Source organism: Plantactinospora sp. ZYX-F-223 (assembly GCF_039649625.1).
In the GTDB taxonomy this organism is placed as follows: Bacteria; Actinomycetota; Actinomycetes; order Mycobacteriales; family Micromonosporaceae; genus Plantactinospora.
The window spans coordinates 1-23,537 of sequence record NZ_JBDJAV010000071.1; the positions used below are offsets into that span (position 1 = coordinate 1).

18 protein-coding genes are annotated in these 23,537 nt (G+C 72.5%); 6 read left to right on the plus strand and 12 right to left on the minus strand.

What is annotated here, in order from left to right; all coding sequences use genetic code 11:
- Positions 1-409 precede the first annotated feature (409 nt).
- Positions 410-1,711 (minus strand): tyrosine--tRNA ligase, encoded by a 1,302-nt coding sequence (tyrS, locus tag AAH979_RS39295; RefSeq protein ID WP_346263193.1) that lies wholly within the window; start codon positions 1,709-1,711, stop codon positions 410-412.
- Between the two features lie 172 nt (positions 1,712-1,883).
- Here tyrS and AAH979_RS39300 point away from each other — a divergent pair, with 172 nt between their 5' ends.
- The gene (locus AAH979_RS39300) at positions 1,884-4,070 is read left to right on the plus strand and encodes an alpha-galactosidase (protein ID WP_346263194.1); all 2,187 of its coding nucleotides are present in this window, start codon (positions 1,884-1,886) and stop codon (positions 4,068-4,070) included.
- 126 nt (positions 4,071-4,196) lie between these two features.
- On the opposite strand, the gene AAH979_RS39305 is transcribed toward AAH979_RS39300, so the two are convergent.
- Together AAH979_RS39305 and AAH979_RS39310 are read right to left on the minus strand one after the other, a co-directional pair.
- Positions 4,197-4,874, minus strand: a complete 678-nt coding sequence (locus AAH979_RS39305) for a response regulator transcription factor (RefSeq protein ID WP_346263195.1) — start codon at positions 4,872-4,874, stop codon at positions 4,197-4,199.
- A complete protein-coding gene (locus AAH979_RS39310) occupies positions 4,871-6,145 on the minus strand; it encodes a histidine kinase (RefSeq protein WP_346263196.1) in 1,275 nt (424 codons plus the stop codon). Before AAH979_RS39310 ends, AAH979_RS39305 begins: the two co-directional genes overlap by 4 nt.
- Before the next feature lie 166 nt (positions 6,146-6,311).
- On the opposite strand from AAH979_RS39310, the gene AAH979_RS39315 reads away from it, so the two are divergent.
- The 3 genes from AAH979_RS39315 to AAH979_RS39325 all read left to right on the plus strand — a co-directional run bounded on the left by AAH979_RS39315 (position 6,312) and on the right by AAH979_RS39325 (position 10,882).
- Positions 6,312-7,073: an ABC transporter ATP-binding protein gene (locus tag AAH979_RS39315; RefSeq protein ID WP_346263197.1), complete on the plus strand. Its 762-nt coding sequence runs from the start codon at positions 6,312-6,314 to the stop codon at positions 7,071-7,073.
- On the plus strand, positions 7,067-9,550 hold the full coding sequence (locus AAH979_RS39320; protein WP_346263198.1) for an FtsX-like permease family protein: 2,484 nt from the start codon (positions 7,067-7,069) through the stop codon (positions 9,548-9,550). Before AAH979_RS39315 ends, AAH979_RS39320 begins: the two co-directional genes overlap by 7 nt.
- A gap of 378 nt (positions 9,551-9,928) precedes the next feature.
- Positions 9,929-10,882, plus strand: a complete 954-nt coding sequence (locus AAH979_RS39325; protein ID WP_346263199.1) for a sulfite exporter TauE/SafE family protein — start codon at positions 9,929-9,931, stop codon at positions 10,880-10,882.
- A gap of 94 nt (positions 10,883-10,976) precedes the next feature.
- On the opposite strand, the gene AAH979_RS39330 is transcribed toward AAH979_RS39325, so the two are convergent.
- From AAH979_RS39330 to AAH979_RS39365, 8 genes are all read right to left on the minus strand, one after another.
- On the minus strand, positions 10,977-11,690 hold the full coding sequence (locus tag AAH979_RS39330) for an FKBP-type peptidyl-prolyl cis-trans isomerase (RefSeq protein ID WP_346263200.1): 714 nt from the start codon (positions 11,688-11,690) through the stop codon (positions 10,977-10,979).
- A 116-nt stretch (positions 11,691-11,806) separates the two neighbouring features.
- Entirely contained in the window at positions 11,807-12,121 is a 315-nt protein-coding gene (locus tag AAH979_RS39335) for a hypothetical protein (RefSeq protein WP_346263201.1), read from the minus strand.
- A 163-nt stretch (positions 12,122-12,284) separates the two neighbouring features.
- Positions 12,285-13,058 (minus strand): hypothetical protein, encoded by a 774-nt coding sequence (locus AAH979_RS39340; RefSeq protein WP_346263202.1) that lies wholly within the window; start codon positions 13,056-13,058, stop codon positions 12,285-12,287.
- 2 nt (positions 13,059-13,060) lie between these two features.
- Positions 13,061-13,441: a PadR family transcriptional regulator gene (locus AAH979_RS39345; protein ID WP_346263203.1), complete on the minus strand. Its 381-nt coding sequence runs from the start codon at positions 13,439-13,441 to the stop codon at positions 13,061-13,063.
- A gap of 240 nt (positions 13,442-13,681) precedes the next feature.
- Positions 13,682-15,064: a GH1 family beta-glucosidase gene (locus tag AAH979_RS39350; RefSeq protein ID WP_346263204.1), complete on the minus strand. Its 1,383-nt coding sequence runs from the start codon at positions 15,062-15,064 to the stop codon at positions 13,682-13,684.
- 95 nt (positions 15,065-15,159) lie between these two features.
- Positions 15,160-15,999 (minus strand): carbohydrate ABC transporter permease, encoded by an 840-nt coding sequence (locus AAH979_RS39355; RefSeq protein WP_346263205.1) that lies wholly within the window; start codon positions 15,997-15,999, stop codon positions 15,160-15,162.
- A complete protein-coding gene (locus AAH979_RS39360; RefSeq protein ID WP_346263206.1) occupies positions 15,992-16,981 on the minus strand; it encodes a sugar ABC transporter permease in 990 nt (329 codons plus the stop codon). The genes AAH979_RS39355 and AAH979_RS39360 overlap by 8 nt, the downstream gene beginning before the upstream one ends.
- A 70-nt stretch (positions 16,982-17,051) precedes the next feature.
- Complete coding sequence (locus AAH979_RS39365; RefSeq protein WP_346263207.1) at positions 17,052-18,314, minus strand: sugar ABC transporter substrate-binding protein; 1,263 nt, start codon at positions 18,312-18,314, stop codon at positions 17,052-17,054.
- Between the two features lie 285 nt (positions 18,315-18,599).
- Between AAH979_RS39365 and AAH979_RS39370 the strand changes: the two genes are divergently transcribed.
- Positions 18,600-19,802, plus strand: coding sequence for an ROK family transcriptional regulator (locus tag AAH979_RS39370; RefSeq protein ID WP_346263208.1), 1,203 nt, complete (start codon positions 18,600-18,602; stop codon positions 19,800-19,802).
- 358 nt (positions 19,803-20,160) lie between these two features.
- On the plus strand, positions 20,161-22,392 hold the full coding sequence (locus tag AAH979_RS39375) for a discoidin domain-containing protein (RefSeq protein WP_346263209.1): 2,232 nt from the start codon (positions 20,161-20,163) through the stop codon (positions 22,390-22,392).
- A 191-nt stretch (positions 22,393-22,583) separates the two neighbouring features.
- On the opposite strand, the gene AAH979_RS39380 is transcribed toward AAH979_RS39375, so the two are convergent.
- Positions 22,584-23,522, minus strand: a complete 939-nt coding sequence (locus AAH979_RS39380; protein ID WP_346263210.1) for a sulfotransferase domain-containing protein — start codon at positions 23,520-23,522, stop codon at positions 22,584-22,586.
- Between the last annotated feature and the right edge of the window lie 15 nt (positions 23,523-23,537).

Consider the following 23,537-nt stretch of genomic DNA (forward strand, 5'->3'; position numbering starts at 1 on the left):
CGTAGTACGTTAGCTGACCGTTTTCGCGTCGTCAAACCGAACAAATTCGGCTCAACATCCACTTCAGTCGATCGAGCTAATCCCTGGACCAGCGCACAGCCTATCGACTGTGCCGATCTAGGATTCCGGCAGTCCGGCCGCTCGCGGAGTCACCCACGCGCTCGCCCGGCTCACTGCCGATCGTTCACTCTACCCGGTCAGGTCCGCAACTCCAAATCGCCCTGCCAGGCCATCGAAGTCGCCCCGCCCGCCAGGCCCTTCGGGTGGTGAACCACCCTCTGACCTGGGTCTTACCCCGGATCCGGCCTCCTGCGCGTTTCGCGCCGTTCGTCCGTTCCTCCGTGGCAGAGAGAAAATTACGCGTCTGGAGGATGCAACGTCAAATCCGTGGAAGGCATTCCCGGTCACATCATCGACCGGGCACCAGTTCCACCCCGGCGAAGGTCCGCTTCCCCCGGCGCAGCACCAGGAAGCGGCCGTGCAGCAGCGACTCGGCCGGCACCGTCGCCTCCACGTCGGTCACCCGCTCGTTGTTGACGTACGCGCCGCCCTCGGTGATCGCTCGGCGCGCCTCGTTGAGGCTGCTCACCAGGCCGGTCTCGCGGAGCAGCCCGGCCACCGGCGGCAGGCTCTCCACCTGCACCAGGCCGGCCTCGGCCAGCGCCGCCCGCAGCGTCTCGGCAGACAGCTCGTCCAGCGCGCCCCGGCCGAACAGGGCCTGGCTGGCAGCGACGGCCTGCCGGGCCTCCTCGGTCCCGTGCACCAGCGCGGTCAGCTCCTCGGCGAGCGCCCGCTGGGCGATCCGGGCCGCCGGCCGCTCCGCCGTCATCTTCTCCAGCTCCTCGATCTCTTCATGCGAGCGGAAGCTGAAGTAGCGCAGGTACTGCGCCACGTCCCGGTCGTCGCTGTTGACCCAGAACTGGTAGAAGGCGTACGGGCTGGTCATGGTCGGGTCGAGCCAGATGGCACCGCCCTCGGTCTTGCCGAACTTCGTACCGTCCGCCTTGGTGACCAGCGGGGTGACGAAGGCGTGCACCGGCCCGGCACCACGGCGCCGTACGTAGTCGACGCCGGCGGTGATGTTGCCCCACTGGTCCGAACCGCCGAACTGCAGCGTGCAGCCGTACCGCCGGTGCAGCTCGAAGAAGTCGTTGGCCTGGAGGAGCTGGTAGCTGAACTCGGTGTAGCTGATCCCGCTCTCCAGCCGCGCCTTCACCACCTCGCGGGCCAGCATCCGGTTGACCGGGAAGTGCTTGCCGACGTCGCGGAGGAACTCCGCCACCGACATCTCGCCGGTCCAGTCCAGGTTGTTGACCGGGCGGGCGGCGTTGTCGCCCTGGTACGACACGAAGGGGGAGAGCTGCCGGCGGATCCGATCCACCCAGCTCGCCACCACCTCCGGGCTGTTCAGCGTCCGCTCGCCCCGCTCGTTGGGATCGCCGATCAGCCCGGTCGCCCCGCCGACCAGCAGCAGCGGGCGGTGCCCGGCGAGTTGGAGCCGGCGGGCGGTCACCACCTGCAGCAGGTTGCCGATGTGCAGGCTCGGCGCGGTGGGGTCGAACCCGACATAGAACGTCACCGGACCGGAGCGGAAGTGCTCCGCCAGCTCGGCGGGATCGGTCGAGTCGAAGAGGAGACCCCGCCACCGCAGGTCCTCGAGCGGAGACTCCCCGCCGACGGACGCGGCGGGAGGAATGCTGCTATCGGTCACGGTGCCGATTGTCCACCATGCCGGCGGTCCGCCCGTACCCGGTTTGACGGCCCGCTGGCGAGCCCCGACGAGCCGGCGCCGGGACGGCGGGGCGTTGACGGGACAGGACGGCCGAAGGCACGCTACCCGGGCCAGGGCGTCACAAATACCGCGACCCGTGGAGGCGTACCCCGTGACCGTGCCGAGTCAGACCCGCCAGCCGGCACCGAGCCCCGCCAGCGGCGGCGGCCTGATCCACCTGCGCCGGGCCGGAGTCAGCCTGCTGGTGGACGGCACCGATCCCGGCGTGCCGGCGGTACTGCACTGGGGCGCCGACCTCGGACCGCTCACCGGGCCGGAACTCGCCGACCTCGGCACCGCGCTGCGCCGGCCGGTCCGGACCGGCACTCCCGAGGGCCGGCCGGTCGGCATCCTGCCCGAGCACACGTACGCCTGGTTCGGCCTGCCCGGGCTCACCGGGCACCGCGCCGGCCGCGACTGGTCACCGCGGTTCCGCCGCACCGAGCTGCGGGTACGGGACGACCGGGACGAGTCGGCCGCGACCATCGTGGTGACCGCCACGGACGAGGCCGCCCGGCTCGATCTGGTCGTCGAACTCGAACTGGATCCGGCCGGGCTGCTCCGGCTCCGGGCCGAGCTGGCCAACCCGCCGGACGCCGACCCGTACCAGCTGGAGGGGCTGCTGCTCGGGCTGCCGGTGCCGCCGCAGGCGGACGAGCTGCTCGACCTGACCGGCCGGTGGTGCCGGGAACGCAGCCCCCAGCGGAGCCCGTTCACCGTCGGCTCGCGATCCCGGGAGAGCCGCCGGGGCAAGCCCGGCCTGGACGCCTCGCTGCTGATGGTGGCCGGTACGACCGGCTTCGGCTTCCGGTCCGGTGAGGTCTGGGGGGTGCACCTCGGCTGGAGTGGCAACCACCGGCTGCACGCCGAGCGGACCCCGGACGGCGAGGCGCTGCTCGCCGCCGGCGAGCTGCTGCTGCCCGGCGAGATCGAGCTGGCGCCGGGCGAGCGCTACCGCACGCCCTGGCTCTACGCGTCCTACGGGCAGGGGTTGGACGAGATGTCGGCCCGCTACCACGCCCATCTGCGCCGGTCGGCGCGGGCCGCGAGGCGGGCGCGTCCGGTGGTGGTGAACACCTGGGAGGCGGTCTACTTCGACCACGATCTCGACCGGCTCACCGCGCTGGCCGACGCCGCCGCCGAGGTCGGGGCGGAGCGGTTCGTCCTGGACGACGGCTGGTTCCTGGGCCGGCGCGACGACCGGGCCGGGCTCGGCGACTGGTACGTCGACCCGGCCGTCTGGCCGGACGGGCTGCATCCGCTGGTCGCACACGTACACGGGCTGGGGCTGGAGTTCGGGCTCTGGGTCGAGCCGGAGATGGTCAACCCCGACTCGGAACTGGCCCGGGCGCATCCGGAGTGGATCCTCGGCACCGGAGGCCGGCTGCCCCGGCAGGCCCGCTGGCAGCAGGTCCTCGACCTGACCCACCCGGAGGCGTACGAGTACGTGCTGGGGCGGCTCGACGCGCTGGTCCGGGAGTACGGGATCGGGTATCTGAAGTGGGACCACAACCGGGACCTGATCGACGCCGGCCACCAGCCGTCGGGGCGGCCCGGGGTGCACGGCCAGACCCTGGCGACCTACCGGCTCCTCGACACGCTCCGGGACCGCCACCCGGGGCTGGAGATCGAATCCTGCTCCTCCGGCGGTGGCCGGGTCGACCTGGGCATCCTGGAACGGACCGACCGGATCTGGGGCAGCGACTGCATCGACGCCCTGGAACGGCAGTCGATCCAGCGCTGGACCCAGCTCCTGCTGCCGCCGGAACTGATCGGCTCGCACGTCGGCGCGGGCCGGGCACACACCACGGGCCGTACCCACGACCTCGGCTTCCGGGCCGGCACCGCCTTCTTCGGCAGCTTCGGTATCGAGTGGGACCTGACCGCGGCCACCCCGGAGCAGCGCCGGGAACTGGCCTGGTGGGTAACGCTCTACCAGCGGCACCGCGCGCTCCTGCACAGCGGGACGGTGGTCCGGGTCGACCATCCGGATCCGGCGCTCTGGGTGCACGGGGTGGTCGCCGCGGACCGGTCCGAGGCGATCATGGCGATCGTCGCCACCGCGACCGGGACGACCACCAACCCCGGACCGGTACGCCTGCCCGGCCTGGACCCGGACCGCCGGTACCTGGTGCGGGCGGTCGCGCCGGAGGGCGCCGCGCGCGGCCTGCCGGCGCCGCCGGGCTGGACCACCGGTTCCGGGGTACGACTTTCCGGACGCGCCCTCGGGCACGCCGGCCTACAGGCCCCGCCGCTGCGCCCGGAGCAGCTCCTGCTGGTCCACCTGGGCGGTGACTGACCCGGCACCGGCCGGCGCCCCGGACCGACGGCTCCCTCGACAGCCGCTCGGCTGACAACCGGCTCCGGGTGACAACCGGCTCCGGTGGCGGGCTGGGGAGGGGGTGGGGAACGGCGAGTCGGCGGGTCAGCGACCCGGTACCGTGACCAGGCCGGTCTGGTAGGCGACGATGACGAGCTGGGCGCGGTCCCGGGCGTGCAGCTTGGCGAGCAGCCGGCCGACGTGCGTCTTCACGGTGGCCGGGCTGAGCCGCAGGTGACCGGCGATCTCGGGATTGGACAGGCCGCGTCCGATCAGGGTCAGCACCTCCCGCTCCCGGTCGGTCACCCCGGTCAGCTCCCTGGCCACCGGTCGGTCCGGTTCGGGCAGCCGGGCGAACTCGGCGATCAGTCGACGGGTCACGCTCGGCGCGAGCAGCCCCTCCCCGGCGGCGACCACCCGGATCGCGGTCAGCAGATCCTCCGGCGGAGCGTCCTTGAGCAGGAAGCCGCTGGCGCCGGCCCGGATCGCCGCGTAGACGTACTCGTCGAGGTCGAAGGTGGTGAGGATGAGCACCCGGACCTGACCGGCGGCGGGTGACTCGGCGATCCGCCGGGTCGCGGCGATCCCGTCCAGCTCCGGCATCCGGACGTCCATCAGCACCACGTCCGGGCGCTCCCGTTCGGCCAGCTCGACGGCGGCGGCGCCGGTGCCGGCCTCGCCGACCACGGTCAGCCCCGGCGTCGTCTCGATCAGCACCCGGAAGCTGCCCCGGAGCAGCGCCTGGTCGTCGGCGATGAGCACCCGGACGGGCTGGTCGGTCACCGGCCCGCTCCGGCCGAGCCGCTCCCCGGGCCCGCCTCGACCGCCGGCGGAGGCGCGGCGGCCAGCGGGGACGGGCGTTCGGCGGGTCGGTACGGCAGCCGGGCCGAGACGCGGAACCCGCCATCGGCGGCCGGGCCGGCCTCGAATGTGCCGGCGTACAGGTGTACCCGCTCGCGCATGCCGATCAGGCCCTGCCCCTTCGGATCGGCCGGACGGACCGGTCGACCGGGCTCGTTGGTCACCTCGATCCGCAACTCGGCACCGGCACCGGCCACCGCGACCCGGCACCGGACCGGTCCGGCGTGCTTGACCACGTTGGTCAGCGCCTCCTGGACGATCCGGTACACCGAGCGGCCGACATCCTCCGGCGGCTCCGCCCCGGCGGGCAGCTCCAGCGCCAGCTCCGCGGCCACCCCGGCCGCCGCCGCCCGCTCCAGCAGACCCGGCAGGTCCGCCAGGCCCGGCGCGGGACTGAACTCGACCGGCGTACCCGGTGCGCCGGTGCGCAGCACGCCGAGGGTACGGCGCAGTTCCGCCAGCGCGCTCCGGCTGGTCGCCTCGATGTCCCGCAGCGCGTCCCGGACCTCCTGCGGCCGGGACTCCGCCACGTGGTTGGCGATCGCCGCCTTCACCGTGATCACGCTCATGCTGTGCGCCACGATGTCGTGCAGCTCGCGGCTGATCCGCAGCCGCTCGTCGACCGTGGCCTGCCGGGCCAGCTCCGCCGCCGACCGGGACGCGTACGCGCGCCGCTCGCGTACCGCCCGGCCGAGGATCCAGGTCGCGGTCAGGAGTACCAGCAGGAAACCGAGCCCGCTGACCGCCTCGTCCCAGTCCGCGGTCTTCGGAATTATCACCAGCGCGGCGCCGGCCAGCACCAGCAGCAGGGCCGGAACCGAGCGGCGCAACTCGTCGCCGAGCGCCACCTGGTAGAGCGCGAACGCGACCGCGATGAACACCGAGACCGAGGCGTAGACCGGCACCACCTCCACCAGTACGGCGGAGAACGCGGCGACCGTGACCACCGCCAGCACCGGTACGGGCCAGCGCCGGCGTACCGCGATCGGCCCCGAGACGACGACCGTGCAGAGCAGGGAGAGCCAGACCGGTTCCCGGACCAGCGGATCGGGGTACCCGGTCGCGGTGGGTGGGTCGGCGGCGGCATACCCGCAGATCACCGCCAGGCCAAGCGCCGCCAGCACGTCGAGGGCGATCAGGTCGACGCTGCGCAACCGGCGGGTGAGCAGCGGACGCGGGTGCACGGCGGTCATCCGTCGACGGTAGCGGCCGGCCCGCCCTGTCGCGTCCACCCGGAGCGGGTCATCCTGCGGTCTGATCCGACGGGTGTCGGGGCGGTCGGGTAGCCCGCAGAGCCGGGCCGGAAGTGACGGCTCCGCTCCGATGTGCCGGGGCCGCCGATGCCAGATCTTCGACGGCATGACGCAACGAGAGGAAACACCGGACCTGACCGTCGCCGTGCGGCTCCGCGACGTCGTCCGGGCGTACGGCACCGGGGCCCGGCGGGTGGCCGCGCTGGACGGGGTGACGGTCGACTTCGACCGGGGCACCTTCACCGCCGTGATGGGGCCGTCCGGGTCCGGCAAGTCGACCCTGCTGCACTGCGCCGCCGGGCTCGACCGGCCAACCGGCGGCACGGTCATCATCGACGGCACCGACCTCGGCACCCTCGGCGAGACCGCGCTGACCCTGCTGCGCCGGGCCCGAGTCGGGTTCGTCTTCCAGTCGTACAACCTGGTGCTGGCGCTGACCGCGGCGCAGAACGTGGCGCTGCCGCTGCGGCTGGCCGGCCAGCGGCCCGACCCGGCCGAACTCGACGCGACGCTGGCCGAGGTCGGTCTGGCCGGACGGGGCCGGCACCGCCCGGACGAACTCTCCGGCGGGGAGCAGCAGCGGGTGGCGATCGCCCGCGCCCTGATCAGCCGGCCGGCGGTGCTCTTCGCCGACGAGCCGACCGGCGCGCTGGACACCCGGACCTCCCGGGACATCCTGCGGCTGCTGCGCAACCTCGTCGACCAGCACCGGCAGACGGTGGTGATGGTGACGCACGACCCGGTGGCCGCGGCCCACGCCGACCGGGTCGTGCTGCTGGCCGACGGCCGGGTGGTGGACGAACTCGGCGGCGACCTGGCGGCGGAGACGATCGCGGCCCGGATGACCAGGTTGGAGCCGGCATGCTGAGCTTCGCGGCGCTGCGCGCCCGGTGGACCGGACTGCTCGGCCCGTTCGTCGCGCTCTGCCTCGGCGTGGCGCTGATGTCGATGACCGCGCTGATCCTGGTCTCCGCGCAACCCCGGGTGCCGGACCGGTACGCCGGCGCGGAGGTGCTGGTCGCCGCGCCCGCGGTCGAGGCGGCACCGGGCACCTTCCCGGAGCGCCGCCCGTGGTCGCCGCAGCGGGTCGCCGAACTGACCGGGCGGCTCGCCGCGATCAGCGGGGTGGCGGCGGCGGTACCGGACCGGTCGTTCTACGCCCAGGCGGTCGTCGACGGCCGACCGGTCGGCGAGCCCGCGCTGGGGGATCCGCAGGGCCACGGCTGGTCGAGTGCGGCACTGGCGCCGTACCGGCTGGTCGCGGGCGGCCCGCCGGTCGGGCCGGACGAGGTGGTGCTGGACCGGGCGCTCGGGTTGGCCCCGGGGAGCCCAGTCACCCTGCTGACCGCGACCGGGCCGGCCGGGTACACCGTCGCCGGCACCGTGGACGGACCCGGCTTCTACCTCGCCGATCCGGTCGCGGCACCGCTGGCCCGGGGCGTCCGGCTGATCGGCCTGGTCGTCGCGGACGACGCCGACGTCGCGGCGGTACGGGCGGCGGCGGAGTCGGTGGTCGGCCGGGACGGTACGGTGCTGACCGGCACCGACCGGGCGGAGGTCGAGCCGCCCCGGGACGTCCGGACCCGGTGGATCGGCATGCAGGTGCTGACCGCGATGACGGCGCTGGCCGGGTTCGTCTCGATCTTCGTCGTCGCCTCCACCTTCGCGTTCGGGGTCGCCCAGCGGCGCCGGGAGTTCGGGCTGCTGCGTACCGTCGGCGCCACCCCGGGACAGCTCCGCCGGCTGATGTACACCGAGGCGCTGGCGGTCGGTGCCGTCGGGGCGGCCGTGGGAGCGGTACTCGGTACCGCCGGTGCGCCGGCCTTCGGCGCCCTGCTGGTCGACGCCGGTTTCCAGCCCGTCGGGTTCCGGGTGCGGATCGAGCCCTGGCCACCGGCGGCGGCGTACCTGGTCGGTCTGGTCGTCGCCCTGCTCGGGGTCTGGTCGGCGTCCCGCCGGGCCGGCCGGGTACGCCCGCTGGAGGCGCTGCGGGAGGCGGTGGTGGACCGGCGACCGATGACCAAGTCCCGGTGGGTCGGCGGGATCCTCACCACCGCCTTCGGGCTGCTGTTGACCGTACGGCTGGCCGGGGCGGGCCCGGACGACATCGTGAACTACGCGTTGTACGCGGCGATGGCGCTGACCGGCGGGCTGACCCTGCTCGCCCCGGTACTGGTGCCGCCGTTGACGTACGCGCTCACCTGGCCGCTGGAGCGGCTGCCCGGGGCGACCGGGATGCTGGTCCGGCGCAACGCGCTGACCGCGGTGCGGCGTACCGCGTCGACGTCGGCGCCGATGCTGCTGACGGTCGGGTTCGCGGTGCTGATCGCCGGCTCGGTGGCCACCTCGGCCGGCGCGTACGCGAGCCGGGACGCGGCGGCGATCCGGGCCGGTTCGGTGCTCGTCCCGGCCGGTACGCCGGGACTGTCGGACGCGGCGGTGGCCGCCGTCCCCGGCACCGCACTGCTGCCCAGCACCGTCTACGCCGATCCACCCGGCGGCGCGGCGACCGGTGCCGGTATCCCGATCATCGCCGCCGGGGTGGACCCGGCCGGGTTCGCCCGGGTGAACGGGCGACTGAGCGTGCTCTCCGGGGACTTCGCGGCCTTCCGGGGAACGCAGACCGCGGTGGTCACCGCCGAACTCGCCGGTCGACTGGGCTGGTCGGCGGGGGCGCCCGCGCTGCTCGGCTATCCGGACGGCACCGGCGGGCAGGTCCGGGTGGCGGCGGTGGTCGCCGACGGCTCCATCCCGGCGCAGTTGCTGCTGGCCCGGGAGGTGATCCGGGCGCACGATCCGTCGGCACTCACCGAGGCGGTCTTCACCCCGGCGACGGTCGGCCAGGACGGCGGCGGAGCCGGCCCCTGGGCGGCGCTCGGGGCCCGGCTGGTCGGCGTCGCCGAGTACGCGGCGGAACGGGACGCCGCCGAGGACCGGCTGGTCTGGCTCGGCACGTTGATCCTGATCGGGGTCTCGGCCGGCTACACCGCGATCGCACTGGCGAACACCCTGCTGATGGCGACCGCGCACCGGGCCCGGGAACTGCTGGTGCTGCTCCGCTCCGGCGCGACCGTCCGCCAGGTGCTCGCCACGGTCGCCGCCGAGTCGGGGCTGGTGCTGTCGATCGGCACCGCGCTCGGCCTGCTGGTGTCGATGGTCGCGCTGCTGGCGATCCGCTCGGCGCTCAGCGAGCAGGTCGGGGTACCGGTCGAGCTGGTCGTGCCCGGTTCGACGATCGGGCTGTTGGTGGCCGGATGCGTGGTGCTGGCCGTGGCCGCCAGCGTGTTGCCGGCCCGGCTGATCCTGCGGGCCGGGCCGGGCGGCGGCGGGTACCGGGTGGAGTGAGCCTTTTCAACCTGGACAGCGCGGCGCGTGCGCCCCCCGACTTCCACCCTGCGGACACCACGGACCGTACGGGGAGGTTGCGAAGGTTCAGTGACCCGACCCGGCCGGTTCGGCCGACCGCGGGGGCATCGCCCGGGCCGCCGCGGTCGCCGACCGGGTGGTTCTTCGGGTCGCCGGGGTTGACTGCCGGGATCGCCGGGTCGACAATCCCTATGGGTTAGATGGGGAATCGGCGCAGCGGTGCGCGGTTTCACCACCGTCCCGTACCCGCCCCTGGTACGCCCATCGTCCGAACTGACGGCGCTGGCCCCGGCCGGAACGCCGCGACCGCCAGCCCGGACGGGCCTGCCTCGACCAATTCCCGGGAAGGAACGTCCCGTGCGAAAACTTCTGCTTCTCGCCCTGGTGGGGCTCGGCGCGCAGCTCGTCGACGGCAGTCTCGGCATGGCCTACGGCGTGACCTCCACCACCCTGTTGCTGGCGATCGGCACCAACCCGGCGGCGGCGTCCGCCACCGTGCACCTGGCCGAGATCGGCACCACGCTGGCCTCCGGTGCCGCGCACTGGCGGTTCGGCAACGTCGACTGGAAGGTGGTCGCCAAGATCGGCATACCGGGGGCGATCGGCGCGTTCGCCGGCGCCACCTTCCTGGCCAGCCTCTCCACCGAGGTCGCCGCGCCGATCATGGCGCTGCTGCTGCTCACCCTGGGGATCTACATCCTGGTCCGGTTCACCGCCGCCGGCATCCCCCGGGACCGTCTCGGCCTGCCGCTGCGCAAGCGGTTCCTGGCCCCGCTCGGACTGCTCGCCGGGTTCGTCGACTCCACCGGAGGCGGCGGCTGGGGGCCGGTCGGCACCCCGGCGATCCTGGCCAGCGGCCGGATGGCGCCGCGCAAGGTGATCGGCTCGATCGACACCAGCGAGTTCCTGGTCGCGGTGGCCGCGAGCATCGGCTTCCTGATCGGCCTGGGCAGCGAGAACGTCAACTTCGGCTGGGTCGTCGCGCTGCTGCTCGGCGGCGTGATCGCCGCGCCGATCGCCGCCTGGCTGGTCCGGCACATCCCGCCACGGATCCTCGGTTCGGCGGTCGGCGGCGTGATCATCGTGACCAATGCCCGGACCCTGCTGCGCAGCGACTGGATCGACGCGCCGGACGGCGTACGGTACTCCGTCTACGCGGCGATCTACCTGGTCTGGGCGCTCGCGCTGGCGTACTCGATCCGGCAGTACCGGGCGCACCGGGACGAGGAGACCGTCGAGGCGATCGACACCGTGGCGCCGGCCGCCGAGGCCGAACCCAGCGAGAAGACTTCCGCGTCTACTCCGGTCTGAGGCGGAAGCGGTAGCCCGACCGGGCGTACCCGACAAGCGCACGGCGGCCGCGACAATGTCGCGGCCGCCGTCGTCGTCTCCGCGCCCCGACGGGCTACTGCACCGCCAGGATGTCCACGACGAACCGGAGCGGGCCGGCCGGCTCGCCGCCGGTCGGGTTGTCGCCGTAGGCGAGGTCCGCCGGAATGTCGAGCTGTACCCGGCTGCCGGCCTTGACCCCCACCAGACCCTGGTCCCAGCCGGGGATCACGGCGCCGACGCCGATCTGCAGCGGGAACGGCTGGCCCCGGTTCCACGAGGCGTCGAACTCCTGACCGGTCCGGTAGGAGGCGCCGACGTAGTTGACCGTGATCGTCTGGCCGGCCCGCACCGCCGGCCCGGTGCCCTCGACCAGCGGCGTCACCGTGAGCTTGGTCAGCTCACCGCGACCGGCCTCGACGGTCGGCCGCTGTGCCAGCCGGGGATCCAGGTCGGCCGGCGGCCGGGACGGCGCCCCGGGGCTCTCCGGCGCGCCCGTCGGCGCCGGAGGGGCGGTCGGCTCGGCGGCCGGCGGAGTCGTCGCGGCGGCCGCCGGAGCGGCCGAGGAGCTGGGGGCGTCGTCCATCACCTGCGGCAGCACGACGATGGCGGCGACGCCCAGCCCGGCCAGGACGATTCCGACGGTCCCGCCGGCCACCCGCTGCACACGGGCCCGGTTCGCGGCGGCCTGAGCCGCGGCCGCTTCCGCGGCGGCCCGTCGTTCCTGCTTGGTCGGACGCCGCTGGCTCGTCGGCCCCGGCTGCTCGGGACTCTGGACCGGATCGCTCATCTGATCTTGCACTCCTCGGGGGAAAGTGGAGTCGGGCGGGACGCCGTCGGCCCGTCGAACGGCTCCGCACACCGTACCCGCGCCGACGCTGCCGACGTCGGCTCGGTCCGGCGGGACTAGCCGGTGCCGGCGGAGATTGAGGACCGGGCGTCCGGAATGACCGTTCTGCCCGACGGGCCTTCGGCGATCGGCGAGTCCGCACCGGCGGCCGGCGAGTCGGCCAGGGTCCGGACCAGCCGCAGGGTCTCCGCCACCCCACCGGTCACGTCCGGAATCGGGTAGTGGACCGCCCGGACGGTACGACCGGCGTCGATGACCAGGATCAGCCGCTTCAGCCGTACGGTGCCGCCGGCCCGGAAGGTCGCTGGTCGCCTGGGGCAGAGGCCAGCGGCGGAACGCGGTGTCGCCCGCTCAGGTCCGCTCGCCCGCACCGGGCGGCAGAACCGGCCGGACCGGCCGGCGGTCGCCAGCGGGCAGGCCGGCGTCGACCCGGGTGGCTGACCGGGTCACGGCGAGCCGGGACGACACCGGCGTTTGTGATCAGCCCCGGGACGAGAGACCCGGTGATCAGCCCCGGGACGAGAGACCCGGTGATCAGCCCGGGACGGCCCGGGGTGGGCCCGGCTCCGGCGCCGGACCGGCCGGTTTCGGGCCGGTGCGGGGCGGGCCGGGCGGTGGCGCGGCACCGGGTGGGTCGGCGGGTGGCTGCCCGGAGCCGAGAATCGGGCTCAGCGCCCAGCGCCGGGCCAGCACCACCGCCCCGGCCAGGGCGCCGCCCACGATGCCCGCCTCGGCCAGCAGGACCGGCGGGGTCAGGCTGTAGCCGGTCAGCCAGGCGAACCCCATCGTCACCGGAAGGGCCAGGAGGCCGGCCGGCGGCACCAGCAGCGCCATCCGGGTCACCGTGCGATCGATCCCCGCGCTGTCCCGCATGCCCCACCGCACCGCGAGCAGTACGCCGGCGACGAAGACCAGCGCGCTCAGCACGTACCGCAGCAGGAAGTTCGGCAGCGGGTCCATCCCGACCAGCAGGTGTAGCGGCACCAGCCACCACTGCCAGACCAGTACGAAGGTGAGCACCAGCCCGGGTACGCCGCCGGCCAGCCCGGTCAGCAGCAGCCGGCGGAACTCGTACGGTGCCCGGCGTACCCCGGCCGACACCGCGAGGTCCCGGGCGAACCGGCGTACGTCGGCGCCGAGCAACTGCTCCGGGGTCATCCCGTCGGCCGCCGCACCGGCGAGTTCCAGCCGCAGGTCACGGGCCAGGGCGATCCGGTCGGCGGCGACGATGCCCATGGCCCGCCACTCCCGGTCGGCCAGGGCGAGGGCGTGCCCGCTCGGGCTGTCGGCGTCGTCCGTGCTGTTCATGGTCACCTCTCCGTGCTCTCCGTCGAGGGCGCCACGTCGGTGAGCGTGGCGTTGATGGTCTGCACGAATCCGTGCCACCGTCCGGCCCAGGCCGCCAGCGTCCGCCGGCCGGCCTCGGTGAGCGCGTACACCCGGCGGGGCGGTCCGCTCGGGCTCTCCTGCACCTCGTCGGCGACGAGTCCGAGCCGGCGCATCCGGGTGAGCAGGGGATAGACGGTGCCGTATCCGACGGTGTCGAGCCCGGCGTCGTTGAGCCGCCGGACCAGCTCGTAGCCGTGCGCCGGGCTGCCGTGCAGCAGCGCGAGCATGCACATGTCGAGCACCCCGCGCAGCAGTTGGGCCTGCCGGTCGGCGCCGTCGTCGCCCCGCCCAGGAGCTGTCATGTGTCACATGATAGCGACCGGTATTAGGTACCGTCCAGTACTCCACGACGGCGCCGCACGCCACGAGGCACCGGCGCGCGGGGCAGCGGCAAGGGCGTGCGGGACGGAGCTGGCATCAAGGATCGCCAGGGCCGTCGACGGCAGATCGGTCCGGCCACGGCAGGGCGGTGGCCGGACCGACTCGGGAACAGCACGGCGGGCCGACCGAGGAGCCCGCGACTCACCGGGGTGGGCAGCCGGTCAGCCTACCGGGGAGGACGTCTCCGGCTGCGACCGTCCGCCGAGTTGCTGGTGGTCCCGGATGATCTCTGCGTAGCGGAGCCCGCTCGCCTTCATCGTCCGCCGCTGGGTGGCGTAGTCGACGTGCACCAGGCCGAACCGCTTGTCGTAGCCGTACGCCCACTCGAAGTTGTCCAGCAGCGACCAGTAGAAGTAACCCTCCACCGGTACCCCCCGGGCGGCGGCCGCCGCGCAGGCCAGGACGTGCTCCTCCAGGTACGCCGTCCGCTCCTTGTCCTCGATCCCGCCCTCGGCGGTGAAGGAGTCCGGCCAGGCCGAGCCGCTCTCGGTGACCAGGATCCGGGCCGGGGCGTACCGCTCGGTCACCGAGACCAGCAGCTCCTCCAGCCCGGTCGGGTACGCCTCCCAGCCCATCGCGGTCTGCACCGAGCCGGGCACCGGGATCTGCCGCGCGTACGGCACCGGCCCCGCCGGGTCGTCGACGATCACCTGCCGGAAGTAGTAGTTCAGCCCGAGGAAGTCGGTCGGGGCCGCGATGCACTCCAGGTCACCGCGGCGGACCGGCGGCTCGACGCCGTAGACCTCCAGCATGTCGGTCGGGTATCCCCGCCCGTACAGCGGGTCCAGCCACCACCGGTTGACGTGCCCGTCGGCCCGGACCGCCGCCGCCACGTCCTCCGGCCGGTCGCTGCCCGGCTCGCACGGGCTCGGGTTGAGCACGATGCCGACCGAGGCGGGCCGGCTCGCCGCCGCCCGGATCGCCGCCATGCCGAGGCCGTGCGCGAGCAGCGTGTGGTGGGAGGTGGCGACCGCCCGGGTCAGGTCCTGCTCGCCCGGGGCCATCCGGCCCTCCAGGTGCCCGATCCAGGAGACGCAGAGCGGCTCGTTCACGGTCACCCAGTCGGTGACCCGGTCGCCGAGCGCTCCGGCGACCACCGAGGCGTAGTCGGCGAACGCCTCGGCGGTGGCCCGCTCCGGCCAGCCGCCGCGGTCCTGCAACGCCTGCGGCAGGTCCCAGTGGTAGAGCGTGACCAGCGGCCGGATCTCGGCCGCCAGCAGCGCGTCGACCAGCCGGTCGTAGAAGGCCAGCCCGGCCGGGTTGACCCGGCCGGTCCCGTCCGGCATGACCCGGGGCCAGGCCACCGAGAACCGGTACGCGTCGACGCCGAGCCGGCGCATCAGGGCCACGTCCTCCGGCCACCGGTGGTAGTGGTCGCACGCCTCGTCGCCGGTGTCGCCGTTGTCGACGTTCCCGGGTACCCGGCTCCAGGTGTCCCAGATGGACGGGCTGCGGCCGTCCGCGCCGGCAGCCCCCTCGATCTGGTACGCCGCGGTGGCGACGCCCCAGGTGAAGTTCGGTGGCAACTTGGACAGATCCGGCATCGGTCGACTCTCCTTTGGATGGTTCAGAGCCTGCTGACCGCGCTGGTCATGGTCCGGGTCGGACGGTGGCTCGACGGGCAGGACAAGATATGCGGCTACTTGACCGCTCCGGCGGTCAGTCCGGCGACGAAGTAGCGCTGCAGGGCGAGGAAGCCGATCACCACCGGGATGCTCACCACCACCGAGGCGGCCATCGCCTGGTTCCAGTAGACGTTGTACTGGGTCGCGTACCCCTGGAGGCCGACGGCGAGGGTACGGCTGTACTCGTCGGTCATCACCGAGGCGAAGAGCACCTCCCCCCAGGCGGTCATGAAGGCGTACACGGTGACCGCGACGATGCCCGGCACCGCCGTCGGCAGGATCACCTGGAACAGCGTGCGCAGCGGTCCGGCCCCGTCGACCTGGGCCGCCTCGTCGAGCCCGCGCGGGATCGAGTCGAAGTAGCCGACCAGCATCCAGATGGAGAACGGCAGCGAGAAGGTGAGATAGGTGATGGTCAGCCCGAGCCGGCTGGCGTACAGCTCGATCCCGGTCACGTTGCCCAGGTTGACGTAGATGAGGAAGAGCGGCAGCAGGAAGAGGATGCCGGGGAACATCTGCGTCGAGAGCACGGTGACCGAGAAGAGCTGCCGGCCGCGGAACCGGTAGCGGCTGATCGCGAAGGCGGCGAAGATGGCGATCGCCACCGAGACCACCGCGGCCGAACTGGCCACCAGCAGGCTGTTCACCAGGTACCGGCCGAGCGGCACCGTCTGCCACATGTCCACGAACGGCTGGAACGTGACCCGGCTGGGCAGCCAGGTGAAGGCGCCCTGCACGTCGCGCAGCGGCTTGAGCCCGGAGCTGAGCATCACGTACAGCGGGGCGAGGACGAAGAGGGTCAGCAGGCTGAGCACGATGCGGCGGGCCCAGCGTTCGCCGGTTGACTCACGCATGCTCTCTCCTGCGGTTGGTGACGAGCAGGTAGACGGCGGTGACCACGAGCAGGAAGAGCAGCAGCGCCACCGACATCGCCGACCCGAGGCCGAAGTTCCAGGTGACGAAGGAGCTCTGGTAGATGTGGATCGAGATCAGGTCGGCCTGCCTCGGCGCGGAGCCGCCGAAGAGCACGTACGGGGTGTTGAAGTCGTTGAAGGTCCAGAGGAAGAGGACCAGCAGCAGTACCTGGTTGACCGGCCGGAGCATCGGCAGGGTGACGTCGCGCAGCCGCCGCCAGAAGTTCGCCCCGTCGATCGCCGACGCCTCGTAGAGCTCCGGCGGCACGTTCTGCAGCCCGGCCATCAGGCAGAGGAAGGCGAACGGCCAGGACTTCCAGACCGAGACGATCAGCAGGGCGACGAAGCTGTTCTCCCCGATCAGCCAGAACGGCGGGTTGGCTCCGTCGATCAGCCCGAGCTGGTCGAGGGCGTGGTTCACCAGGCCGGTGTCCCGCTGGAACATGAAGGTCCAGGTGATCACGGCGGTGTAGACCGGCAGCGCGTACGGGGTCAGGAAGAGGGTGCGCAGCAGCGCCCGACCCTTGAACGGCCGTTGTAGGAAGACCGCGGCGGCCAGGCCGAGGATCCAGGAGAACCCGACCGAGAGGGTGGTGTATAGCGCGGTGACCCAGAACGAGTGCAGCAGATCCTTGCCGGTGGCCGAGCCGAAGTCGAAGGTGACCCGGTAGTTCGCAAGGCCCGCGAAGGGGGCGGTGGACCAGTCCCGGATGTGGAACTGGGTGAGTTCGAGCAGGCTCATCCAGACCCCGACGAGCATCGGGATCACGTGGATGCCGAGTTCGAGCAGCGCGGCCGGGACGAGCAGCAGGTACGGCAGGTACGACCGCCGTACGGCACGGCGCCCGCGCCGGCGCGGCGGGCCGTCCTCGGCTGGTCGCCCGGCGGGCCGTACGGGGCCGGGCGCGGTGGTGGTGGCCATCGGATCCTCTCAGGGTGGACCGTGGAGGGGGCGGCGGTCCCCCTCCACGGTCAACCGTCGGCGTCGCGGCTCAGCTGCCCATCTTCTGTTGCGCTACGCCGAGCTTCTCCTTCACCAGCGCCTCGGTGACGGGCTTGCCGCCCGCGGCGTCGGCGAAGAGCTCCTTCATGGCGGTACCGACCAGGGTCTCGAACTGGCTCTCCTCGGGCACCTGCGGCAGCGGCGCGGCGGTGGAGCCGAGCACCTCGCCCAGCACCTTCTGCTCCGGCGCCTGGAACGCCGGGTCGGCGTTCGCCGTCTTGACCGACGGCAGCGAGCCGTAGGTCTTGTTGAGGATCACCTGCTCCGCGTCGCTGGTCATGAACTTCACGAACTCCAGCGCGCCGTCGAGGTTCTCGGTGTGCTTGAAGACCGCCATGTTGATGCCGGCCACCATGCTGTTGACCTTCTTGCCGCCGGGCGGCGGGGTGGCCGGGAACGGCACCGGGGCGATCCCCCACTCGTCCGGGCTCATCCCCTGGGCCTTGAAGTTCGACCCGGCGGCCTGCCAGAGCAGCATCGCCGCCTTGCGGTTGGCGAAGTCGGCCACGGACTGGTTCTGGGCGTACTCGGCGTTGCTGGGGTTGACGATCTTGTCAACCGCCATCAGGTCGATGTACCGCTTGACGGCCGCGACGTTCTGCGGGGTGTCGAAGGTCGGCTTGCCGGCGGAGTCGAACCACTCGCCGCCCCACTGCTGCCCGAAGGTGAAGGCGTGGTGGGAGTTCTCCGACGGGTTCGCGCCCTCCACGGCCAGGCCCCACTGGCCGGACTTGGTCAGCTTCTTGCCGGTCTCGACCAGCTCCTCCCAGGTGGTGGGCGGGGCGGCGATGCCGGCGTCGGTGAACATCTTCTTGTTGTAGTAGAGCGCGTACGCCAGGCTGTACAGCGGCACGGCGGCCGGCGGCTTGCCGGGGGCACCGGCGGCGGCCAGCGCGGCGGGCACGAACCGGTCCTTGCCGCCCACCTTGCCCAGGGTCGCGTCGTCGAACGGGACCAGCGCGTTGGTGGCCTGCAACGAGGCCGACCAGGTGTTGCCGATGTTCACCACGTCCGGGCCCTTGCCCGAGGTGGCGGCGGCGAGCAGTCGGTTGAGCAGGTCCGACCAGGGTACGACCTCGACGTTGACCTTGATACCGGTCTGCTGCTCGAACTTGTCCAGCTCGGGCTGGAGGGTCTGCTTGTCGAACTCGATGCTGGCGCCCTGGTTGCTGGCCCAGTAGGTGAGCGTCTTCGCCGCGCCCTCCGACGAGCCGCCGGAGTCGCCGCAGGCGGCGAGGGAGGCGGTCGTCAACAGGGCCGCGACAACCGTAGCGAGGTGTCGTCTGGACACGACTTGCCCTTCTGCGTCGGCCGGCGACCTCGCCGGCCCGTCGGCGGTGGCGCCGGAGCGGGGCCGTGGGCGGCCGGGGTGGTGGAGCGGTACGGGCACGATCACCGTCGGCGGAGATGGAGCGAGCCACCGAAGGGGGTTCCATCAAGGCTTAATTTACGCGGTTATTAAAGTGTCTGGTGGCTCGTCCGTCAAGGACGGCCCGTACAGTGACTCCCGGCGAACCCGGGTTTATCGAGGTGGTGGGTGGACCTGGAACGGACGACGAACCGGATCGTGCGACAGCGCAACCGGTCCGCCCTGCTGTCGAAGTTGTTCCTCGAGGGCCCGCTGACCCGGCAGGACCTCGCCCGCTTCACCGGGTTGAGCCAGCCCGCCGTCAGCAACGTGGTCGGCGACCTGATCGCAGCCGGGCTGGTGGTCGAGGCCGGTGCCGTGGAGTCCGACGGCGGGCGCCCCAGCATGATGCTCCGGGTGGCCCCCCGGTACGCCCTGGTCGCCGGGGTCGACGTCGGGGAGACCCGGATCCGGGTCGAACTGTTCGACCTGGCCATGACGATGCTGGCCAGTGCCGACTACCCGCTCGACGCGGCCGGGCCGGAGCCGGCCACCGTGGTCCGGCACATCCTGGCCGGGCTGGACGCCGTCACCGCGCAGGCCGGGGCAACCCGGTCGGAGATCCTCGGCGTCGGCATCGGCGTCTCCGGCGTGGTGGTGCAGGGCGGCGAGGCGATCGTGCACGCCCAGACCCTCGGCTGGCACGGCGTACCGCTGGAGCGGCTGATCCGGGCCGAGGTCGACCTGCCGGTGCACATCGACAACGGGGCGAAGACGCTGGGCCAGGCCGAGATGTGGTTCGGGGCCGGGCGGGGCAGCCGGCACGCCGTCTTCGCGCTGGTCGGCTCCGGGGTCGGGGCGGCCGTGGTGACCAACGGGGTGATGTACCGGGGCGTCTCCAGCAGCGCCGGCGAGTGGGGGCACACCACCCTGGTCTACGACGGCCGCGCCTGCCGGTGCGGCGCCCGGGGCTGCCTGGAGGCGTACGTCGGCGCCGAGGGGATCATCGACCGCTACCGGGAGGCCCGGCGCGGGCACGCCGTACCCGGTGCCGACGAGGAGTCCCAGCTGGGCGCCCTGATCGAGGCGGCGGACCGGTCCGCGACGGCCCGCCGGGTGCTGGCCGAGACGGCCGGCTACCTCGGCGCCGGGGTGGCCAACCTGATCAACCTGTTCAACCCGGAACGGGTGGTGCTGGGCGGCTGGGCCGGAGTGGCGCTCGGCGCCCACCTGCTGCCGGCGATCCGCGAGGCGGCGGCCGGGCAGGCGCTGCACCAGCCGTACGAGCAGGCCACGATCGAGCTGGGGCAGCTCGGGGTCGACGCGGTGGCGCTCGGCGCGGCCACCCTGCCGGTCGCCCGGCTGCTCGCCGCCGGGGGCATCCGGAACTGACGCCACCCGCCCGGAGGGGGACGGCCGTCCCGTCGATCCGGCGACTTCCGCGTGTTCCGGCATTCGGGATAAATTACGTCGTAATAAATTGATGTCTTGACGGCGACGGAACGCGGGCGCAACACTCGTGATCCTGCGAGAGCGCTCTCTACCGTCCACAGCCGACCGGTCGACGCCGCCCGCCGTCGGTCGTTTTCGCAGGTCGGCACCGACCTTCGGGCTACCCCACCCGCACCCCGCGAAGCAGCCCGACCGCAGCACACCCGCGGTCGGCACCACACACCGCCACTGGCCCGTCCGCTCGGCGACCCCGCAGGAGCGCCCGGCGCCAGACACCTCCGCACGGACAGGCAGGGTCATGATTTTTCATCGTTTTCCTCCCCGAGGGCACCCCGGTGGCCGCGCCCGATCGCGCCGGTTCGCCGGCGTACTCGCGGCGACGCTGCTGCTCGCCCTGACCCCGTTCGCCGGGCCGACCCCGGCGGCGAGCGCCGCACCGGCACTGATCTCGCAGGGCAGGCCGGCCACGGCCTCGTCCACCGAGGGCGGCGCCTTCACCGCGTCGGCCGCGGTGGACGGCAACACCGGTACCCGCTGGTCCAGCGCGTTCAGCGATCCACAGTGGATTCAGGTCGACCTGGGCGCGAGCGCCACCATCAGCCAGGTCGTGCTGCGCTGGGAGGCGGCGTACGGCCGGGCGTTCCAGATCCAGGTCTCCGACAACGCCAGTAGCTGGACCAACGTCTACACGACCACCACCGGTACCGGCGGCACCCAGACCCTGAACGTCTCCGGCACCGGCCGGTACGTCCGGATGTACGGCACCGCCCGGGCCACCGGGTACGGCTACTCGCTCTGGGAGTTCGAGGTGATCGGCGAGTTCGGCGGCGGTGGCCCCGGCGATCCGGTCGAGCCGACCGACCCGCGCAACCCGAACTTCGGGCCGAACACCTTCGTCTTCGACCCGTCGACACCGACCTCCACCATCCAGGGCCGGCTGAACTCGCTCTTCACCGAGCAGGAGACCGCGCAGTTCGCCCCCCGGCGGTACGCGGTGCTGTTCAAGCCCGGCACCTACACCGCCGACGTCAACCTCGGCTTCTTCACCCAGGTCGCCGGGCTCGGGATGTCACCGGACGACGTCAACCTGAACGGGCACGTCCGGGTGGAGGCGTTCTGGATGGGCGGCAACGCCACCCAGAACTTCTGGCGGGCCGCCGAGAACCTCTCGGTGACGTTGCCGGCCGGTACCATCGTGGAACGCTGGGCGGTCTCCCAGGCAGCGCCGTACCGGCGGATGCACCTGCGCGGTGCCGGCAACCAGATCCAGTTGTGGAACGGCGGCGACGGCTGGTCCAGCGGCGGTCTGATGGCCGACACCAAGATCGACGGCATGGTCGTCTCCGGCTCGCAGCAGCAGTGGTACTCCCGGAACAGCGAGTTCGGCAGCTGGAACGGCTCGGTCTGGAACATGGTCTTCACCGGGGTCACCGGGGCGCCGGCACCGCACTTCCCGAACCCGTCGCACACGGTGGTCGCGCAGACTCCGGTGGTCCGGGAGAAGCCGTTCCTCTATATCGACGGCTCCGGGGAATACCGGGTCTTCGTACCGGCGCTGCGCAGCAACAGCCAGGGCACGAGCTGGTACAACAAGACCCCGGCCGGCTCGTCGATCTCGCTGAGCCAGTTCTTCGTCGTCCGGCCCGGCACCAGCGCGGCGACCATCAACGCGGCACTGGCCCAGGGCAAGAACCTGCTCTTCACCCCGGGCCTCTACCGCACCACCGAGACGATCCGGGTGACCCGGCCGGACACCGTGGTACTCGGTCTCGGCCTGGCCACCATCGAGCCGCAGAACGGCATCACCGCGATGACCGTGGCCGACGTGGACGGCGTCAAGGTCGCCGGCCTGATGTTCGAGGCCGGTGCCACCAACTCGTCGGTGCTGATGGAGGTCGGCCCTTCCGGCTCCTCGGCCAGCCACGCCGCCAACCCGACCTCACTGCACGACGTCTTCTTCCGGATCGGCGGCGCGGTGCCCGGCAAGGCCACCACCAGCCTGCGGATCAACAGCCACAACGTGATCGGCGACCACATGTGGCTGTGGCGGGCGGACCACGGTGACCCGGGCACCTACGGCTGGAACGTCAACACCGCCGACACCGGGTTGGTGGTGAACGGCAACAACGTCACCATGTACGGCCTCTTCGTCGAGCACTACCAGAAGTACGAGGTGATCTGGAACGGCAACGGCGGGCGGACGTACTTCTTCCAGAACGAGAAGCCGTACGACCCGCCGAACCAGGCGGCCTTCATGAACGGGTCGACCCGGGGCTACGCCGCCTACAAGGTGGCCGACTCGGTGACCAGTCACGAGGCATGGGGCCTGGGCAGCTACTGCTACTTCAACGTCAACCCGGCGGTGGTCAACGAACGCTCCTTCGAGGTGCCGGTCACCTCGGGCGTCCGGTTCCACAACATGGTGACGGTCTCGCTCGGTGGGGTCGGCACGATCAACCGGATCATCAACAACTCCGGCGGCACCGCCAACACCGCCAACCAGGTGCAGTACCTGAACAACTTCCCGTAGGCCGGCGCATTTCCCACCCCGACGGCTGGCTTCGGCAGACGCCGTGCCGAAGCCAGCCGTCCACCGGTACCGCCGGGCCCGCGTCGTGGCCGTCCGCCACGCGCGGGCCCGGCCGTGCGGAGACGGTCAGGTGCGCGAGACGGTCACCTGCCGAGACGGTCACGTGCCGAGACGGTCACCTGCCGAGACGATCAGTCGAGCGGCCCGCCCTGGTGGATCCAGCGCACCAGGTCCGGGTCGACGCCGAGGCCCTGGACCTTGTCGCGGTAGCGCCGCTCGCCCTCGGCGTCCAGCAACTCCCGCCACTGACCGGTCTCGCCGCGATGGAAGAACCGGGTCGGGTCGTACCAGATGGCCAGGTCCGGGGTCAGCTCCCGGGACCGGCCGCGCATCTGGTCGAACCGGGCCGCCCGGACCAGCTCGGGCCAGCGCTGTGCGGGCACCTCGATGCCGAACCGGGCGGCGAGCCGCCGCATCGTGCCGTCGAGATCCGCCTTCATCTCGTCGTAGTGCAGCAGGGTGACGTTGGGCAGGTGCCGGGCCCGCCAGAAGGTGTCGAGGTGGTGCACCATCGCGGCCAGGCCAACGAGTACGTCGTAGTTGTCGATCCAGGCCCAGAACCGGTCGTGGGCCGAGTCGAGCCGCTCGGGCAGTCCGGCGGGACGCTCCGGCTCGCCGTCCGGGCCCGGGCCGGCCAACCCGTCCGTGCCGACCGCCGCCACCCGCCGCCCCATCAGCACCGCGAAGTCGGTGTTCTCGATGTGGTTGTCCCAGGAGATCGCCGCGTCCCGGGGATCGCGCCCGATGCAGACGTACTCGACCTGGTCCAGATAGGGCAGGCCGTCCAGCGGGATGTGGGTCTTGAGGAACCGGCGGTGCGGCTGCGCCGCCAGCTCGGCCAGGTTCTGCTCGTGCCGGCGGGTCAGCAGGTCGGGCCAGAGCGACATCGCGTCCAGCGGCTGCGGGAAGTCCGTCGACTGGAAGATCAGCAGCGCGCAGATCATCTGCATCCACGTCGTACCGCATTTCGGCGGGGTGGAGATGACGATGTCCCCGTCCCGGAACGGGAAGTCGTGCCAGCGGGTGCTGTCCATCAGGACGTTCTGGTACAGAGCTGTCGGCTGCGGCACGGCCTTCTCCCCCAC

What these genes read in the sequence shown, in the direction of transcription:
- AAH979_RS39345 (WP_346263203.1), bottom strand. Translation starts at nt 13,441, where the DNA reads ATGACAGCTCCTGGGCGGGGCGACGACGGCGCCGACCGGCAGGCCCAA.
- AAH979_RS39375 (WP_346263209.1), top strand. Translation starts at nt 20,161, where the DNA reads ATGATTTTTCATCGTTTTCCTCCCCGAGGGCACCCCGGTGGCCGCGCC.
- AAH979_RS39350 (WP_346263204.1), bottom strand. Translation starts at nt 15,064, where the DNA reads ATGCCGGATCTGTCCAAGTTGCCACCGAACTTCACCTGGGGCGTCGCC.
- AAH979_RS39315 (WP_346263197.1), top strand. Translation starts at nt 6,312, where the DNA reads ATGACGCAACGAGAGGAAACACCGGACCTGACCGTCGCCGTGCGGCTC.
- AAH979_RS39360 (WP_346263206.1), bottom strand. Translation starts at nt 16,981, where the DNA reads ATGGCCACCACCACCGCGCCCGGCCCCGTACGGCCCGCCGGGCGACCA.
- AAH979_RS39340 (WP_346263202.1), bottom strand. Translation starts at nt 13,058, where the DNA reads ATGAACAGCACGGACGACGCCGACAGCCCGAGCGGGCACGCCCTCGCC.
- AAH979_RS39310 (WP_346263196.1), bottom strand. Translation starts at nt 6,145, where the DNA reads ATGACCGCCGTGCACCCGCGTCCGCTGCTCACCCGCCGGTTGCGCAGC.
- AAH979_RS39330 (WP_346263200.1), bottom strand. Translation starts at nt 11,690, where the DNA reads ATGAGCGATCCGGTCCAGAGTCCCGAGCAGCCGGGGCCGACGAGCCAG.
- AAH979_RS39320 (WP_346263198.1), top strand. Translation starts at nt 7,067, where the DNA reads ATGCTGAGCTTCGCGGCGCTGCGCGCCCGGTGGACCGGACTGCTCGGC.
- AAH979_RS39355 (WP_346263205.1), bottom strand. Translation starts at nt 15,999, where the DNA reads ATGCGTGAGTCAACCGGCGAACGCTGGGCCCGCCGCATCGTGCTCAGC.